This window comes from Streptomyces hainanensis (genome assembly GCF_004348415.1).
Lineage (GTDB): Bacteria > Actinomycetota > Actinomycetes > Streptomycetales > Streptomycetaceae > Streptomyces > Streptomyces hainanensis.
On the sequence record NZ_SMKI01000167.1, the window covers coordinates 1 to 14,925 of the forward strand.

Below are 14,925 nucleotides of genomic sequence, written 5' to 3' on the forward strand. Positions count from 1 at the left end.
CGCCGGGACACGTCGCTGTCCCGCGCCGACGCGACCGACCTGATGCCGGCCGGCGGCCGGCGCCGGGTGCCCGAGCTCGCGGGCACGTACACCTTCCGGGGCGAAGGTAGCCACCTTCGTGTGAACCCACGCGCCCGCTGCCCCTGGTGACGACGTTCGGCTCCCTAAGGTGCCGTCCGAGGTGAGCCGTTCGGCGAACCCGCGAACCACCCAAGGAGTCAACCGATCATGCCCACCCCCGTCGTTGACATCTGGGGCCCGGTCTCCCCCGAGCCCCGCTCCGCGACGCCCCCCGCACCGGAGCCGCATGACGAGTGGTCCCTCGCCGGCGGAACCGCCTGGGTCTACTACAGCCCGCTGAACCGTCGGCAGCTCGTCAGGCCCGTCATCCTCTCCGACGGCTTCTCCAGCGGCGCGAGCGACCTCGACCGGCTCTGGCAAGGCCTGGAGGAGAACGGCGACTTCCGCTTCGTCTCCGAACTCCACGCGACCGGCCGGGACGTGATCATCCTCGGCTACACCGACCGGACGGCGTCGATCAAGGACAACGCCGACACCGCCATCGACTGCGTCCGCCGCGCCCTCGCCGAGCGGGTGGGCCATGCGAAGCTGGTCGTCGGCGGCTTCAGCATGGGCGGCGTGGTCACCCGCTACGCGCTGGCCAAGATGGAGCAGGACCCCGGCCTTCCCGACCACGAGACGTCCCTCCACCTCTCCTACGACTCTCCCCACCACGGCGGATGGCTCCCCGTCTCCCTCCAGGCCTTCATCCACTTCGCGACGGACAACTGGAGCGAGGACCCCGTCGTGGGGGACTCCCTCCGCCTGTTCTCCGGCCTGCTCAACAGCCCCGCCGCGAAGGAGCTGGCGCGCTGGTACCTCGCGAAGGTCGACGACACCCCGGCGCCGGCACCGGAGCGGGTGGCGTTCCTCAGGGAGCTCGACGAGCTCGGGGGATGGGCTCGGAACGTCCGCAGGATCGGGGTCGCCAACGGCGTGGACACCGGCACCGGCAACGGTGTCGCGGCCGACGTGACCGCGGTCAGGGGCGACGGCGAAACGCTGCGGGACACCTGGCTCAGGACTCAGTCCCAGGGCGAGCAGGTCGTCGCCCGCCTACAGAGGAGCGGCACGGAGCCGATCCAGGTCCGCACCAGCGCGCTGCCCGAGATCGACGGCGCTCCCGGCGGCGTGTTCACCTTGCCGCTGCCGGACGGCGGCGACCCCGGCAGCTTCGGCCTGGCGGGCCTCCTCATGCGCCTTCTCCGCAACACCGTGGACGAGGGCGGCATCCGCACCTCCTGCTTCATCCCCAGCATCAGCGCCGTCGCCGCCGGTGACATCGACGACCCGAAGGCGCTCTACGCGCCGATCCAACCGGACGCCAGCGAACTCGACGCCTTCCTGTGCGCCAGCCGCAACGAAGGACACACCACCATGACCGAAGAACTCGGCGCGTGGATCGTGAACGAGATCGTCGCCAACGGGTGACCCCCACAGCCGGGGTGGGCGGGCCGAACCAACGCGAGCCCGCCCGCCCCGGGGGTCCAGGCGGTGCGACGCGGGGCCGAGGCGCGTGGCGTCGACGTCTCACCGGAGATGCCGGGGTATCGCCGAGACCCTCGGGCAGGGACAAGGGCGTTGGCAGGGTGTGGCCGGCGGCGGGGCCGCTGAGTCTCCCGTGCAGGCCGCCCGGCGCGAGGCTGCCGAGGAGGCGGGCCTGGACGGTGACATCGAGTTCGTCCTGGTTCCCGAGACAGGTCCGGCGTCACTCGCCGGGACACCGCATCGGCAATAATTGCCCGATTCGATCATGTTGTCGACTCGTGACTGCCGGGACGGACGACATCCGATGCACGGGGGCCATCATGACCATCAACGCAGTGGCACAGGAGCAGGCCGCAGCGCGCATCGCCGAGGCGGTACGGAGCGGGCAGACATCGGTGAGTCTCCGCGGGCTCGGCCTCACCGCGCTTCCCGCGTCGTTGCTCGGCCGCACCGACCTGACCACGGTCGACCTGTCACACAACCACCTGACCGAACTGCCGGACACCCTCGATGCCATGGCCGGTGTCACCGACCTCGACCTGGCATCCAATCGGCTGCAGGCGTTGCCGGACACGATCGGCGGGTTGACCGGTCTCACCCGGCTCAACCTCAACGACAACTACCATCTCGACTCGCTGCCGCCCTCGGTCGCGGGGCTGGCCGACCTGACCGATCTCGATCTCGGAAGTAACCGGTTCACGGCGCTGCCCGAATGGTTGGGCGGCCTCACCCGTCTGGTCCGGCTCGACGCCAGCAGCAATCAGCTGACCGAGCTGCCGGCCGCACTGGCGAACCTGACCCGCCTGGAGCGGCTCGGCCTGAGCTTCAACACGATCGGCGTCCTGCCCGGGTGGGTGGCCGGCCTCACCGCGATGACCGACCTGCACCTGAGCTACTGCGGGCTCACCGCGCTCCCGGAGTGGATCGGCGACCTCACCGCGCTGAACAATCTCGGCCTCGACTCGAACGGCATCGCGGAGCTACCGGACTCGCTTGACCGGTTGACCGCACTCACCTACCTCTGGCTCGAGGAAAACCAGCTCACCGCGCTCCCGGTCTCGATCGGCCGGCTACACCGGCTGGAGTACCTCAGCCTGCGGCACAACCGGCTCAGCGCACTGCCGGACAGTATCGGCGGCCTCACCAACCTGGTCTGCCTCACTCTGGACCACAACGCGCTCACCGCGCTCCCGGTCTCGATCGGCCGGCTGCACCGGTTGGAAACTTTCTACCTGACCGACAACCGGCTGACCGTACTGCCGGACAGCATCGGCGGCCTCACCGCCCTGAACACCCTTCCGGCGTCCGGCAACGCGCTCACGGCACTCCCCGAGAGCATCGGCGACCTCAGCGCTCTCACCGACCTCCAGCTATCCGGCAACCAGCTTGCCCGCCTCCCGGAGCGCGTCAGCGGGCTCACCGCGCTGACCAGGCTCGGGCTGGGCGGCAACCACCTGACGTCACTGCCGGAATCCATCGGTCGGCTCACCGCGCTCACCGAACTCAACCTGGCCAACAATCGGCTCACCGGCCTTCCCCCCTCGATCAGCGAACTGACCGGGCTCACCACGCTCGACGTGTACGGCAACGACCTCACCGACACACCGGCCACGATCGTCGCCGAAGCCGACGCGCGGGTGTCCGGCGACCCGTCCCGCTACCGGTACGCGCGAGCACCCCGGACGGACCTCGGCGAGCCGGCGGAACGCCGGGTCGAGCTTGCCCTCCGCTCGGCCACCGGAATCACCGGCGGCCCGATTCCGCAGGACGCGCTCGACGCCGTCGACGGGCTGCGCCTGCGCCTGCGTGCCACCAGCGACTTCAGCCCGCTGTCCGGCCTGCGCCGGTTGCGCTGGCTGTCCATCGAGTCATCGGTCCCGCTCGACGTCACCGCGCTCGTCAACGCGATAGCCGACGCGAAAGGACTCACCGACCTGTCGATCACAGCGCCGATCGCCGACATCACACCGCTCGCACGCCTCGGCGGGCTTCGCATACTCCGGCTGGACGGCACCCAGGTGGTGGACGTGTCACCGCTGGCCGGCATGCCACTGCTCCAGGTGCTGGGCCTGGGCGGCTGCCCTGTGCGGGACCTCGCCGCGACCGCCACGATGCCCGCCCTTCACTTCGTCAACCTCAACCGGTGCGAGGCTGCCGAGCTTGGAGACCTGCCAGAACGCCTCCCGCACGTGACGTTCGAGCACCATGTCGAACCGTCCGGCCCGACCGGCAAGCCGTTCGCCACCGCGGCGTCGGACGTCGATACCGCCGCCCTGCTCGTTGGATTCCGGAACAGCTCGGATTTCCACGAACGGTGGGACATGCTGGCCGCCCTGCTCGCCACCCGCGACCCGGAGGCGATCCAGGAGGTCATCCGGTATCGCGAGCACGTTGCCTACACCGTCTCCGGTCTGTTCTTCCGCGACGGCGTCGGCGACCGGTCGTTCGCCGCCAACCCGTGGGGCATCGAGCCGGACGCCGGATGGTCGGCCGCACTGGACCGGGTCTGGGCGCTGGTCGCCGATCACGCGCCGAACCTCACCGCCACCATCCGGGACCGCACCTTGGCCCTGGCCCTGCTCACCGATCCAGACGGTCGGGCGGTCCTGGCCTACCTTGCCTGGCGACGCGACGACAACGACCCAGGCCCCATCGGTGAACTGATCACGCTCGAACAGCTCGCCGACCCGGGCCACGACTCGTACCCGGATATCGTCCTCGGCGCCGCACCGCGGACGGTGGATCGCGCCACCGAATTGCCGGTCCTCGCCGGCCCCGTACCGCGCCCGGTCCGGGACTTCTGGTCCGCCCACGCCTGTTTCGGTCGGCTCCACCCGGGGTTCGACCGCAACATGCTCGATCGTTTCGACGGCCGCCTGGATGAGGCCACTGACCGGCTCAACGGGCTTCCACCCGACCGGTTCGTCGACGGCGTCGGCGGGAACGACTACCAAGCGTTCCTGTTCGACCTCGACGTCCTGGACGATGCCGGGTATCCGACCGTCGCGTGCTGGTCGTTCAAGGACGGGGACCAGGTCGGCGGGCACGAGTCGTTCTGGGACTGGGTCAACGGCGCGGGCATCGGGATCGCCTTCTACTGACCTTGTCGGTTGACGATCGTTATTGCGCTGGCCCGACCCGCTGAACCGGTGGGCGCGGCACGACGCGCCCAACTCCGCATGGGCGCTGCGCGAGTTCGACGACGTGCACGGCACCAGCCGCGGGAAGCACCCACCCTTCGGTCCGGAGCGGGAAGCGGCCGGCAGCACTCGGCCGTACGCCCGCCAGGAGTAGGTGGCCCGGCTCGCTGCGGCACCAAGCGACTGCGTGGCGCCGTAGGGCGGGCGGCATCCCCTGGCCCCCTTTGGGCTTGTCTCGGCGATACCCCATGCTCGCCTTCCCGGTCGGAGCGCTACGCGTATCGGCCCGCGTACGTCACGTCCTCGACGGCGGCCCACGGCGCCTCGGCCGGGCCCTGGTGGGCGACGCCGAGGAGCACGCCGACGAAGCCGCCGGCGTCCTCGGTGCTCAACAGCCGCGCGTCGACGGTGGCGTGGACGTCGAGGACGCCGTCGGTCACCGTGCCGAAGGAGTAGTGGCGCCCGTCGGAGCGGATCTCCAACCGCTGGCGATCGGTGCCTGGACGACGGGCCAGGACCGTGTGGGCGCCGCCCGACCTCAGGACGGTCTCGACGACGACGTCGCCGCCGGGGGCGCGCCGCACCCGCTGGGCGACGTGGCGGTCCTGGTGCTGGAACGCGACAAGACCGACGTGGCCGTCCGCCGAGTCCGGGGCCGGGGCCGGGACCGTCGCGGCGAACGCGCAGTGGTGCCGGTCCTGTCGGCGGCCGAGGAACGCGGGGCGGCCGAGGGAGGCGAGTTCGTCCGGTGCGGGGGCCAGCGCCAGGTCCGCGCCGTCCCACCGGTGGGCGGCGGGTCCACGGAGGCCGACCCAGTCGGCGGGGGCGTCGTCGTCCGGCGGCCGGTGCCCGGCCAGGCCGTCCGGGTCGGCGAGCGTGCCGGTGCCGGGCGCGAACACGGGTCCCTCCGGCGCCCAGGAGACCGGCACCAGGAAGACCTCCCGGCCCAGCGTGTGCCCGCCGTCCAGCGGGCGGACCCCCAACACCACGGCCCAGGTGTCCCCTTCGGGCGTGTCGACCAGGTCGGCGTGGCCGACGTTCTGCACGGCCGCGCCCGCCCCCAGGTGGCGGTGGGTCAGGAGGGGGCTGCGCGGGTCGGTGGTGTAGGGGCCGGTGGGCGAGTGCGCGGTGGCGGCGGTCACGGCGTGGTTGCGCTCGGTGCCGCCCTCGGCGGCCAGCAGGTGGTAGACGTCGCCCCGCCGGTAGAGGTGCGGGGCCTCGGCCCAGGCACCGGCGACCGCGCCGTGCCAGAGCACGCTGCTCGGGCCCACGAGGCGGAGCGCGCGGTGGTCGAACTCGCGGAGGTAGATCTCGGCGGGCCCGGTGGCGTCGGCGGAGAGCGCGTCCCGGGCGGCGGTGAACCAGGCGCGGCCGTCGGCGTCGAAGAACAGCGACGGGTCGATGCCGTCGGCCCCCAGGTCGACCGGCGGCGACCACGGCCCGGCCGGGTCGGTGGCGGTGCTGACGAAGGTCGCGCGGCCCCTGCGGTGTTCGGCGACCGTGTAGACGACGTGGAAGAGCCCGTCGTGGTGCCGGATGGTGGGCGCCCAGACGCCGTCGGAGACGTCGAGCCCGGCCAGGTCGACGTGCGCCGGATCGGCGAGCACGTGCCCGACGCGCTCCCACCGCACGAGGTCCCGGCTGCGGTGCACGGGAAGCCCGGGAAAGTACGTGAACGACGAGGTGACCAGGTAGTAGTCGGCGCCGACGCGGCAGATCGACGGGTCCGGGTGACAGCCCGCGACGACGGGACGTATCTCGGCAGCGGACACATCGGCTCCTTGGTGTGTGGGGGCGTGTGGGGCGTGTGGGGCGGACCACTTGACGAATGACAACGTTGCCATGAGCATAAGGCAACCTCAGACAGGGACAAGCGGGACGCTTCCCCTGTGCGTCAAAGGAGATGTGCATGACCACGCCACCGCGAACTCGTAGCGCCGCAGGCCGATTTCGCCTCGCCCGCGCGCTGACGGCCATAGCCGTGGGTGGCGCCACCACCGTCCTCGCGGGGTGCGGCGCCGGTTCCGACGAGGCGGACGGGCCCGTCACGCTGGAGTTCTGGACCTACAGCCTCAAGGGCGCCGATCCGGCCGCCCAGGCGATCATCGACCGGTACGAGGAGGAGCACCCGGGCGTCACCATCCGGCTCTCCGAGGTCGGCGGCACGGCGGAGACCTCGTCCAAGCTCCTCGCCGCCGACCGGGCCGACGACGTGCCGGACATCGTGCAGGTCGAGTACCGGGCGCTGCCGTCCCTCGTCGTCTCCGGCGTGGTCCGGGACATCACCGACGACGTGGCCGACGCGCGGGAGAACGTCGACGAGAACGTCTGGGCACTCAACAGCGTCGACGACCGCGTCTACGGCGTGCCACAGGACATCGGCCCCATGATGTTCACCTACCGGGCCGACCTCTTCGAGCGGTACGGGGTCGAGGTGCCGACGACCTGGGAGGAGTACGCGGCGGCCGCCGAGACCATCCACGCCCAGGACCCCGACGTCTACATCGCCAGCTTCTCGGCCAGCCAGTTCGAGTTCTTCGCCGCGCAGGCCGCCCAGGCCGGCTCCCGCTGGTGGAGCGCCGACGACGAGGGCTGGACGGTGGGCATCGCCGACGAGGCGTCGCTGCGGACGGCGGACTTCTGGCAGGACCTCGTCGACCGCGACCTGGTCTCCGTCGAGCCGCTGCTCACACCCGAGTGGAACGCCAAGATCAACGACGGCCGGATCCTCAGCTGGGCGGCCGCCGCCTGGGCGCCGAGCGTGCTCTACTCCGTGGCCCCGGACACCGCCGGGCAGTGGGCCGCCGCGCCGCTGCCGCAGTGGACGGCGGGCGACCCGGCCGTACCGTTCCAGGGCGGGTCCACCTACCTGGTCCCCGAGAAGTCGGAACACGCCGAGGAGGCCGCGGAGTTCGCCGCCTGGCTGGGCGCCTCCGACGAGGGCTCCGAGCTGCTCCTCGACCTGGACCTCTACCCCGGCGGCAACGGCGGGCGCGCGGCCACCCTCGAAAGCGACCCGCCGCGGCTGATGCCCGAGCAGACGGACTTCTACGCGATGGCCGACCAGGTCATCCAGGACACCACGATCCCGATGACCTGGGGTCCCAACGTGAACGTGGCGCAGGGCGCGTTCAGCGACGCGCTCAACCAGGCGGCGCTCGACGGCACCCCCTTCCGCGACGTCTACACGGCCACCCAGGAGACCGTCGTCGAGGACCTGGCCAACTCCGGTTACCCGGTGCGGCGATGACCACCGACCAGGCCACCGCCCTTCCGCCGGGCACCCGTTCGGTGGGCGGCGCCCGGCGGGACCCGGCGCCGCCGCGCCGGGCGCGCCGGGCCAGGCGCCGGCTCGTCCCCTGGTTCTTCGTCGCCCCGGCCGTGGCCTTCTTCGTGGCGTTCCTGCTGGTGCCCATCGGCTACGCGCTGTACCTGAGCTTCCGCGGTCTGCGGGTCGAGGGCTCCGGGGCCTACGGCCGTCGGGTCGAGGGGTTCATCGGCCTCGACAACTACACGGCCGTCTTCACCGACGCGGAGTTCCTGGCGGGGTTCGGGCGGCTCCTCGGCTACGGCCTGATCGCCGTGCCGTGCGTGCTCGGCCTCGCCCTGCTCTTCGCGTTGCTGCTGGACACGCCCCGGGTCCGCTTCGCGGGCTTCGCCAGGACGGCGATCTTCCTGCCCTACGCGGTGCCCGGGGTGATCGCCAGCCTGCTGTGGGGCTTCCTCTACCTGCCGAGCACCAGCCCGGTGAGCCATCTCGCCAGGGAACTCGGCGGCGGCCCGCTCGACATGCTCTCCTACCCGACCCTCTACTTCTCGCTGGCCAACATCGCGCTGTGGTCGGGCGTCGGGTTCAACATGATCATCATCTACACGTCGCTGCGGTCGATCCCGTCGGAGATCTACGAGGCCGCCCGGATCGACGGCGCCTCGGAACGGACCATCGCCCTGCGCATCAAGGTGCCGCTGGTAGCCCCGGCGCTCGTCCTGACCGGCCTGTTCTCGATCATCGGCACCATCCAGCTCTACAGCGAGCCGGCGACGCTGCGGCCGATCACCACCACCATCTCCTCGACCTGGGTGCCGCTGATGAAGATCTACCAGGAGGCGTTCATGAACGACAACCTGGGCGGGGCCGCCGCGGCCTCGGTCGTCCTGGCCGTCGGCACGCTGCTCGTCTCCCTCGTCGTCCTCCGCTTCTTCCAGCGGCGCACCTTCGGCGGTGACGCGTGAGCGGCGTCGCCCCGGGAGCCAGGACACGGACGGCACCGGTCGCGACGCTGGTGCTGCTGGCCGGCGCGGTGTACTGCCTGGTGCCGGTGGTGTGGGTCCTCGTCGCGTCCTCCAAGTCGCCGCGCGAGCTGTTCACCAGCTTCACCTTCGCGCCCGGCACCGGTCTGTGGGACAACGTCAGCACGCTCAGCACCTACGGCGACGGGCAGTTCTGGCGCTGGGGCGTCAACTCCCTGATCTACGCGGGCGGTGGCGCGCTGGCGTCGACGCTGGTCTCGGCGATGGCGGGCTACGGCCTGGCGAAGTTCGCCTTCCGGGGCCGTGAGGTGCTGTTCGGCTTCATCCTGGCCGGGGTCCTGGTGCCGGGGATCGTGCTGGCCATCCCGCAGTACCTGCTGCTGGCCGAAGTGGGGTTGGCCGGCACCTACTGGTCGGTTCTGCTGCCCACCGTGATCAACCCGTTCGGGATCTTCCTCTGCCGGGTGTTCGCGCAGGCGGCGGTGCCGACCGAGACGCTGGAGGCGGCGCGGGTGGACGGCAGCGGGGAGGTGCGGATCTTCGCCACCATCGTGCTGCCGATGATGACGCAGGGCCTGGTCACCGTGTTCCTGCTGCAGTTCGTCGGGATCTGGAACAACTTCCTGCTCCCGTTCATCATGCTCTCCGACCAGGACAAGTACCCGATGACGCTGGGCCTCTACTCGTTCCTGGCCAAGGGCGCGGGCGACACGGATCTCTACCCGCTGATCATCGTGGGCTCGGCCCTCTCGATCCTGCCGCTGATCGCCCTGCTCCTGGCGCTGCAGCGGTTCTGGCGCGCCGACCTGCTCGCCGGCGGGCTCAAGGGCTGACCGGGCCGCCGTGGCCCACGCCGCCGGGGCGTGGGCCACGGCGCGCGGGCCACGGCGCCCGTCGTCGTCAGTCCTCGACGAAGGTCAGGACGCGGTCGTTGAGCGGCTGGGTCGGCCGGTTGCTCTTGTGGAAGATGTGCCGGTACGCGGTGACCTGGCCCGGGGTGACGGACACCGGGTCGTCGAGCACGATCCACCGCACGCCCTCGGTGCAGGGCGGGGTGGTCAGCGAACCGTCGTACCGGTACTGGTCGCGGCCTTCCGGCAGGAACTCGGTGAGGTCGAACGCCTCGTCGATCGCCGCCTCCCCGCCCTCCTCGGTCGGCAGGTTCGGCCAGAGGTCGGTGAAGGCGGACTCCCCCGCCTCCCGCTCCATGAGGACCCCGACGACGGCGAGGTCGCCGGCCGCGTCCGCGTGGACGAAGTGCATCTCCATCGCGGTGTGTTCGCCGTCCTCCGTGTGCTCGCTCGGGAGGTGGAAGTGGAACTGCTGGAGCTCGTAAGGGGTTCCGTCGACGACGATCCGGCTGCCGGGCGACACGTTGGCCTGCACGGTGTGGCCGTTGTTCACCAGGTCCGCGGTCACGGGCCGGTAGTCGATGGTGATGGCCGCGTCGCTCGACGCGCCGATCGCGGCGTCCGTCGGGAGGTCGACGGGCGACTGTTCCCGACCCTCACCGCAGGCCGCGAAGTCCTCCGAGAGCGTCGCCCAGCGGTCCGGGCCCGTCCGGCCGTGGTAGCTCCAGTGGACGGACTCCCGCTTCTCGGTCTGCTGGTCGGCCTCGGCGCTCGGGGAGGCGGCGCTGGTCAGGGTGGCCGTGACGACCGCCAGGGTGGCGACTCCGGCAAGGGCGGACATACGCGCGCGTATGACGCGAGAGGACATGGTGGGCGCACCTCAGGGAGGAGTTGACGAGGCACCGGACGGTGCCGCCCTCAGCCTTCGACCCGACCCACCAGCACACAGGAAAGAAATGATCAAGAATGATCAAAATCAGGTAAGTATTCGTGCAAGACGCGAGGGTGGCCGAGCGGACCTACGCCAGAGAGGGACGAACAGCGCCCAGGGGGCGCCGACTTCGGTCGTGCGGGACACTGGCCCCATGACCCGGGCGAGGAGGGAACCACTGCCGGGGCACGGTCTCGTCCTGGCCGTACCGGACCGCCGACCGGGCCCGCTCTCGGCACCGGACGCCCCGCGCGTGAAGGCGTACCGCGGGCACGCGCGCGACGGCACCCTCGCGCCCGTCCTGTTGTGGTGGGTGTCGTTCCTGGACGGCTGGCCCGGCTGGCCGCACGCCCCGCGGGCCCGGGCACCGCGCGCCAACGGCAGGAGCTGGAGCGGGGCTACGCCGAGGCGATCGCCAGCCTGCCGTACGAGGCGGCCGCCACCCCCGTGTTCGACCGGCCCCGCGACTGACCCCGTGCCACCGCACCGGCGGGGCCGCGTGGTGGCACGGGGATCGGGCCGGGATCAGCCGAGGGAGAGGCCCATGTCGGTCACGTACCAGAGCCCGTCGATCTCGGCGGTCTCGACCTCGATGCCGATCTGTCCGGCCTCCACGCCGGTGGAGTTGGACACCACGATGTCCTGGAGCGTCTGGCCGTCCACGGTGATCTGATCCCCGCCGAACGTCGTCGTCCCCTCCGACTCCGTGCCCTCGGCCGCCGCCACGACGGGCGGCACGCCCGGGTTCTCGGGGAGGAACGACTCGCGGAGCGCGCTCACCCCCTGCCGGGCCTGCTCGGCCTCGGGCCCTTCGCCCTCGCACATCTCGGCGGTGTTGGCCACGGCCGTACCGTCGTCGCCCACGGTTCCCATGGCGAGGCAGGCGTCCACGGGCTGGTCCTCGACGATCGCGGTGACCCAGACGGCCACGGCGTCACCGGCGGTGGCCTGGCCGCCGCCGGACCCCTCGTCCCGGGACCCCTCCTCCTGGGACTCGTCGGACTCCGGCGAGTCGTCGGACCCCTCGGTCGACGCCGAGGACTCGCTGGAGTCCGAAGCCGTGTCGGTCGACTCCTCGGACTCGTCCGAGCAGGCCGTCATGGCGAGTGCCGCCACCAGGGCGAGCACGCCCATGCCGCCGACCCGGCGCACCGCCGTCGACCTCGCGCGTCTCATCTCGTTCCTCACATCGCCGTCCTGATCCTGGTGCAAGCCCCGTACGGTACGCCAACGGCACCGCCACGGACGACTCGTGGCGGTGCCGTGGGCCGGGTCAGCGCCCTTCGCCGGGCGGGGTGCCGCAACTCGGGCCGCCTGGCCCGCCGATCTGCACCGAGCTGAAGAAGTCCCGGTAGGTGGAGAAGAAGTTGCCCTTGCCCGTCGGTCCCGCGGAGGTGACGGCCGTGCAGCCGGTGTAGCCCGCGTCCGACCAGAGGTGGATCGTCGAGGTGGTCCGGTTCCAGTCCGAGCGGGCCCGGTCGTCCATGCCGAGCGCCGCGAGGTCCGGCGTGCTCGCGTTCAGCGTGATCATGTCGCCGGTGCCGTCGAGGCCCGAGAACATGCAGTAGTACCCGTCAGGACACCGGTCGTATCCGTCGGCCGCCTGCGCAGCGGTGGCCGGCAACACCGTGGCGGCCACGGCCGCCACCAGCAGAAGAGAGGCGCGCGTCGGGTTTCTCATCCACTCACACTCCTTGATCGGCTCGAAGTGCCCGACGCTATCGGGAGTCGGCCGCGCCGGGGAGTCCCGCGACGTCACCCCGGTGCCGTGAACGCCTCCCGGTGGTCGCGCGCCCACCGCTCGAACGTGCCCGCCGGCCGGCCGAGTACCCGCGGCACGTGGTCGGTGACGTAGGCCGCGGCGCCGCTGCGCGCCCATCTGACGCCGGTGGCCACGCCGGCCGGCAGCCGGTCGAGTCCGTCCACGTCGGCGATCCCGATCCGCCGTCCCAACACGCCTCCCAGGATCGCCACCTGGTCGGCGAACGTGAGCGGCGTCGGCCCCGTCAGGTCGTAGCGCCGCCCCTCGTGCGCTCCGTCGGTGAGGGCGGCGACGGCCACCGCGGCCACGTCCCTCGGGTCGACGACGGCCTGCCGGGAGTCGCCGGCCAGGTTCGGGACCGGCTCCCCGGCCCGGATCAGCGCCCGGTGCCACAGGAGGTTCGAGGCGAAGCTCGGCGGGCGGAGCATCGTCCACCCGAGCCCGCTCGCCTCGATCGCCTCCTCGGCGGCGACGTGCCACGCGCCGACGGTCGTCCCTTCGAACCGCTCGCCGCTGCCGATGGCGGAGAGCTTCACGATCCTGCGGACGCCGGCCGCCCGCGCGGCCGCGATCAGGGCGATGTCGTGCTCGGCGGACGGCACCGGGGGCACGGTGACGAGGAAGACCGCGTCGACGTCGGCCACCGCGCGGGCCAGCGACGCCGGGTCGTCGAAGTCGGCCCGCACCCCGCCGGGCCGCCGGCGGCGGGACATCGCCCGGAACGGCACACCCCGTTCGGTGAGCAGGCGGGCGACATGACTACCGATGGTGCCGGTGGCACCGGTGACCAGGATCATGCCCCGACGATGGCCGGGCTCCCGCCCCGGGGGATAGGACGATTCGGCACTATCGTGGGCCGCGTGACCCCGCTCGTCGTGCCGCCCGCCCTGCTGCCCTGGGTCGCCGGGATCGACGTCGCCACGGCGGCGGCCTCGGCGGCGGTCGACGTGCCCGATCACGCCACCACGCTTCTCCTGCGCGTCGACAGCGGTGAGTTGGTCGTCATGGGCCCCCGCACCCGAGCCGCCTACCACCTCGGACCGCCCGGCCGCTCGTGCGTGCGGGTCCGCATGCGGCCCGGCGGCGCCGGCGCCCTGCTCGGCCGTCCGCCGCGTGACCTCGCCGACCGGGTCCTGCCGCTCCGCGCGCTGCCGGGCCTGGACGTCGACCGGCTCGCCGCCGACCCGATCGCCGCGCTCGAAACGGCGTTGACGGACCGTCCTGAGCCCGCGGGGCGACTCGAGGAGGCCGCGCGGCTCCTGGCCGGCACCACCGTGGCGGCGGCCGCGGCCCGGTTGCACCTCAGCGAACGCCGGCTGCGCACCCTGTTCACCGAGGGCACCGGCCTGTCCCCCAAGCGCTTCGCCCGCATCGACCGCGTGCGCGCCGTGCTCGCGGCCGGCCCCGGCCGGTGGTCGGACATCGCCGCGACGGCCGGCTACTACGACCAGTCGCACATGACGGCCGAGTTCCGCCGCTTCATGGGCGTCACCCCGGCCGCGTTCGCCGGGGGCCGGCGCCCCGCCGCGACCCGCTGCGCCGCCTGAGGCCCACGGCACACCGGCCCCGGCACCCGGTCGGGGCTACTCGGTGATCTCGTCGTTGCCCGGTCCGCCCCAGAGGCGGTCGGTGCCGGGACCGCCGACGAGGATGTCGTCGCCGGAGTCGCCGGAGAGGAGGTCGTCGCCCGCCTCGCCGTGGAGGGTGTCGTCGCCCCGGCCGCCGAAGACGATGTCGTCGCCGTCGCCCGCGGCGACATGGTCGTCGCCGGAGTCGGCGTACACGATGTCGTCGCCGCCGGACGCCTCGATGTGGTCGTCCCCGGCGCCGCCCCACAGGTACTGGTTCCTGGCGTCGCCCATCAGGTGGTCCATGCCGTCGCCGCCGAGCATGACGACACCGCCCATGAGCATGTCGTCGCCGCTCCCGCCGACGACGGTGTGGGCGGAGTGCGCGTGGAGTTCGTCGTTCCCCGCGCCGCCGTCGACGACGGAGACGCCGGGTGACTCGGTGAACGCCATGTCGTCGCCGTCGCCGAGCAGGACCTTGATGGTGTCGGGCCGTGGGCCGTCCACCGGCAGCTCGCACACCACCCGGGTCGCGTCGTTCGGGTCGGGTTGGACGCAGTGGTCGCCGGCCCTGATCGGCACCTCGTCGTTGAACGCGATCCGTCGCACGTCCCCGCCACCCGGCATGTCCATCACCTGGAGGTCGTTGGCCTGCCCCGGGGCGGCGCGGAACGTGATCGACTGGCGGCTCCAGTCGGCGCCGACCGTGGCCGCGGCGCCGTCGGTGCCGCCGGCCGCGGCGGCCGGACCGTGCACCACGGCCGAGGTCAGCAGGGCCAGGGCCGTGGCGGCGCCTGCGGAGGTGATCCGTAACAGAGACATGGGGGGTCCTCACCGCGAACGAAGGCTGTCATGGACTTAACAACTTTGCCCC

General features: G+C 72.1%; 15 protein-coding genes. 9 read left to right on the top strand and 6 right to left on the bottom strand.

The features are described 5' to 3' along the window. Positions 1–228 precede the first annotated feature (228 nt). From E1283_RS17140 to E1283_RS37350, 4 genes are all read left to right on the top strand, one after another. Entirely contained in the window at positions 229–1,491 is a 1,263-nt protein-coding gene (locus E1283_RS17140) for an esterase/lipase family protein (RefSeq protein ID WP_132818931.1), read from the top strand. A 160-nt stretch (positions 1,492–1,651) separates the two neighbouring features. After that, positions 1,652–1,798, top strand: a complete 147-nt coding sequence (locus E1283_RS39875) for an NUDIX domain-containing protein (RefSeq protein WP_207930431.1) — start codon at positions 1,652–1,654, stop codon at positions 1,796–1,798. Beyond that, positions 1,728–4,649 carry a leucine-rich repeat domain-containing protein gene (locus E1283_RS17150; RefSeq protein WP_132818932.1) on the top strand — a complete coding sequence of 974 codons (2,922 nt, stop codon included), beginning with the start codon at positions 1,728–1,730 and terminating at the stop codon, positions 4,647–4,649. The genes E1283_RS39875 and E1283_RS17150 overlap by 71 nt, the downstream gene beginning before the upstream one ends. 22 nt (positions 4,650–4,671) lie before the next feature. After that, positions 4,672–4,842 (top strand): hypothetical protein, encoded by a 171-nt coding sequence (locus tag E1283_RS37350; RefSeq protein WP_165956153.1) that lies wholly within the window; start codon positions 4,672–4,674, stop codon positions 4,840–4,842. Between the two features lie 118 nt (positions 4,843–4,960). Here the strand turns inward: E1283_RS37350 and E1283_RS17155 are convergent, their stop codons facing one another. Then, entirely contained in the window at positions 4,961–6,460 is a 1,500-nt protein-coding gene (locus E1283_RS17155) for a glycoside hydrolase family 43 protein (protein WP_165956154.1), read from the bottom strand. A 137-nt stretch (positions 6,461–6,597) separates the two neighbouring features. Between E1283_RS17155 and E1283_RS17160 the strand changes: the two genes are divergently transcribed. From E1283_RS17160 to E1283_RS17170, 3 genes are read left to right on the top strand one after another with little or no spacing between them, the layout of a single operon-like run. Then, entirely contained in the window at positions 6,598–7,938 is a 1,341-nt protein-coding gene (locus tag E1283_RS17160) for an ABC transporter substrate-binding protein (RefSeq protein WP_132818934.1), read from the top strand. Continuing rightward, on the top strand, positions 7,935–8,921 hold the full coding sequence (locus tag E1283_RS17165) for a carbohydrate ABC transporter permease (protein ID WP_132818935.1): 987 nt from the start codon (positions 7,935–7,937) through the stop codon (positions 8,919–8,921). Before E1283_RS17160 ends, E1283_RS17165 begins: the two co-directional genes overlap by 4 nt. Continuing rightward, positions 8,918–9,772, top strand: a complete 855-nt coding sequence (locus E1283_RS17170; RefSeq protein ID WP_132818936.1) for a carbohydrate ABC transporter permease — start codon at positions 8,918–8,920, stop codon at positions 9,770–9,772. Before E1283_RS17165 ends, E1283_RS17170 begins: the two co-directional genes overlap by 4 nt. A gap of 67 nt (positions 9,773–9,839) precedes the next feature. Here the strand turns inward: E1283_RS17170 and E1283_RS17175 are convergent, their stop codons facing one another. After that, positions 9,840–10,631: a carbonic anhydrase gene (locus tag E1283_RS17175; protein ID WP_243744897.1), complete on the bottom strand. Its 792-nt coding sequence runs from the start codon at positions 10,629–10,631 to the stop codon at positions 9,840–9,842. A gap of 399 nt (positions 10,632–11,030) precedes the next feature. Between E1283_RS17175 and E1283_RS17180 the strand changes: the two genes are divergently transcribed. After that, positions 11,031–11,192, top strand: a complete 162-nt coding sequence (locus E1283_RS17180; protein ID WP_425086189.1) for a hypothetical protein — start codon at positions 11,031–11,033, stop codon at positions 11,190–11,192. 54 nt (positions 11,193–11,246) lie between these two features. On the opposite strand, the gene E1283_RS17185 is transcribed toward E1283_RS17180, so the two are convergent. The 3 genes from E1283_RS17185 to E1283_RS17195 all read right to left on the bottom strand — a co-directional run bounded on the left by E1283_RS17185 (position 11,247) and on the right by E1283_RS17195 (position 13,280). Continuing rightward, a complete protein-coding gene (locus E1283_RS17185) occupies positions 11,247–11,897 on the bottom strand; it encodes a hypothetical protein (RefSeq protein ID WP_132818938.1) in 651 nt (216 codons plus the stop codon). A 97-nt stretch (positions 11,898–11,994) separates the two neighbouring features. Next, a complete protein-coding gene (locus tag E1283_RS17190; protein ID WP_132818939.1) occupies positions 11,995–12,402 on the bottom strand; it encodes a peptidase inhibitor family I36 protein in 408 nt (135 codons plus the stop codon). 74 nt (positions 12,403–12,476) lie between these two features. Beyond that, the gene (locus tag E1283_RS17195) at positions 12,477–13,280 is read right to left on the bottom strand and encodes an NAD(P)H-binding protein (RefSeq protein ID WP_132818940.1); all 804 of its coding nucleotides are present in this window, start codon (positions 13,278–13,280) and stop codon (positions 12,477–12,479) included. Between the two features lie 63 nt (positions 13,281–13,343). Between E1283_RS17195 and E1283_RS17200 the strand changes: the two genes are divergently transcribed. Continuing rightward, positions 13,344–14,030 (top strand): helix-turn-helix domain-containing protein, encoded by a 687-nt coding sequence (locus tag E1283_RS17200; protein WP_243744898.1) that lies wholly within the window; start codon positions 13,344–13,346, stop codon positions 14,028–14,030. Positions 14,031–14,066: 36 nt separating this feature from the next. On the opposite strand, the gene E1283_RS17205 is transcribed toward E1283_RS17200, so the two are convergent. After that, positions 14,067–14,873: a calcium-binding protein gene (locus tag E1283_RS17205; RefSeq protein WP_132818942.1), complete on the bottom strand. Its 807-nt coding sequence runs from the start codon at positions 14,871–14,873 to the stop codon at positions 14,067–14,069. Between the last annotated feature and the right edge of the window lie 52 nt (positions 14,874–14,925).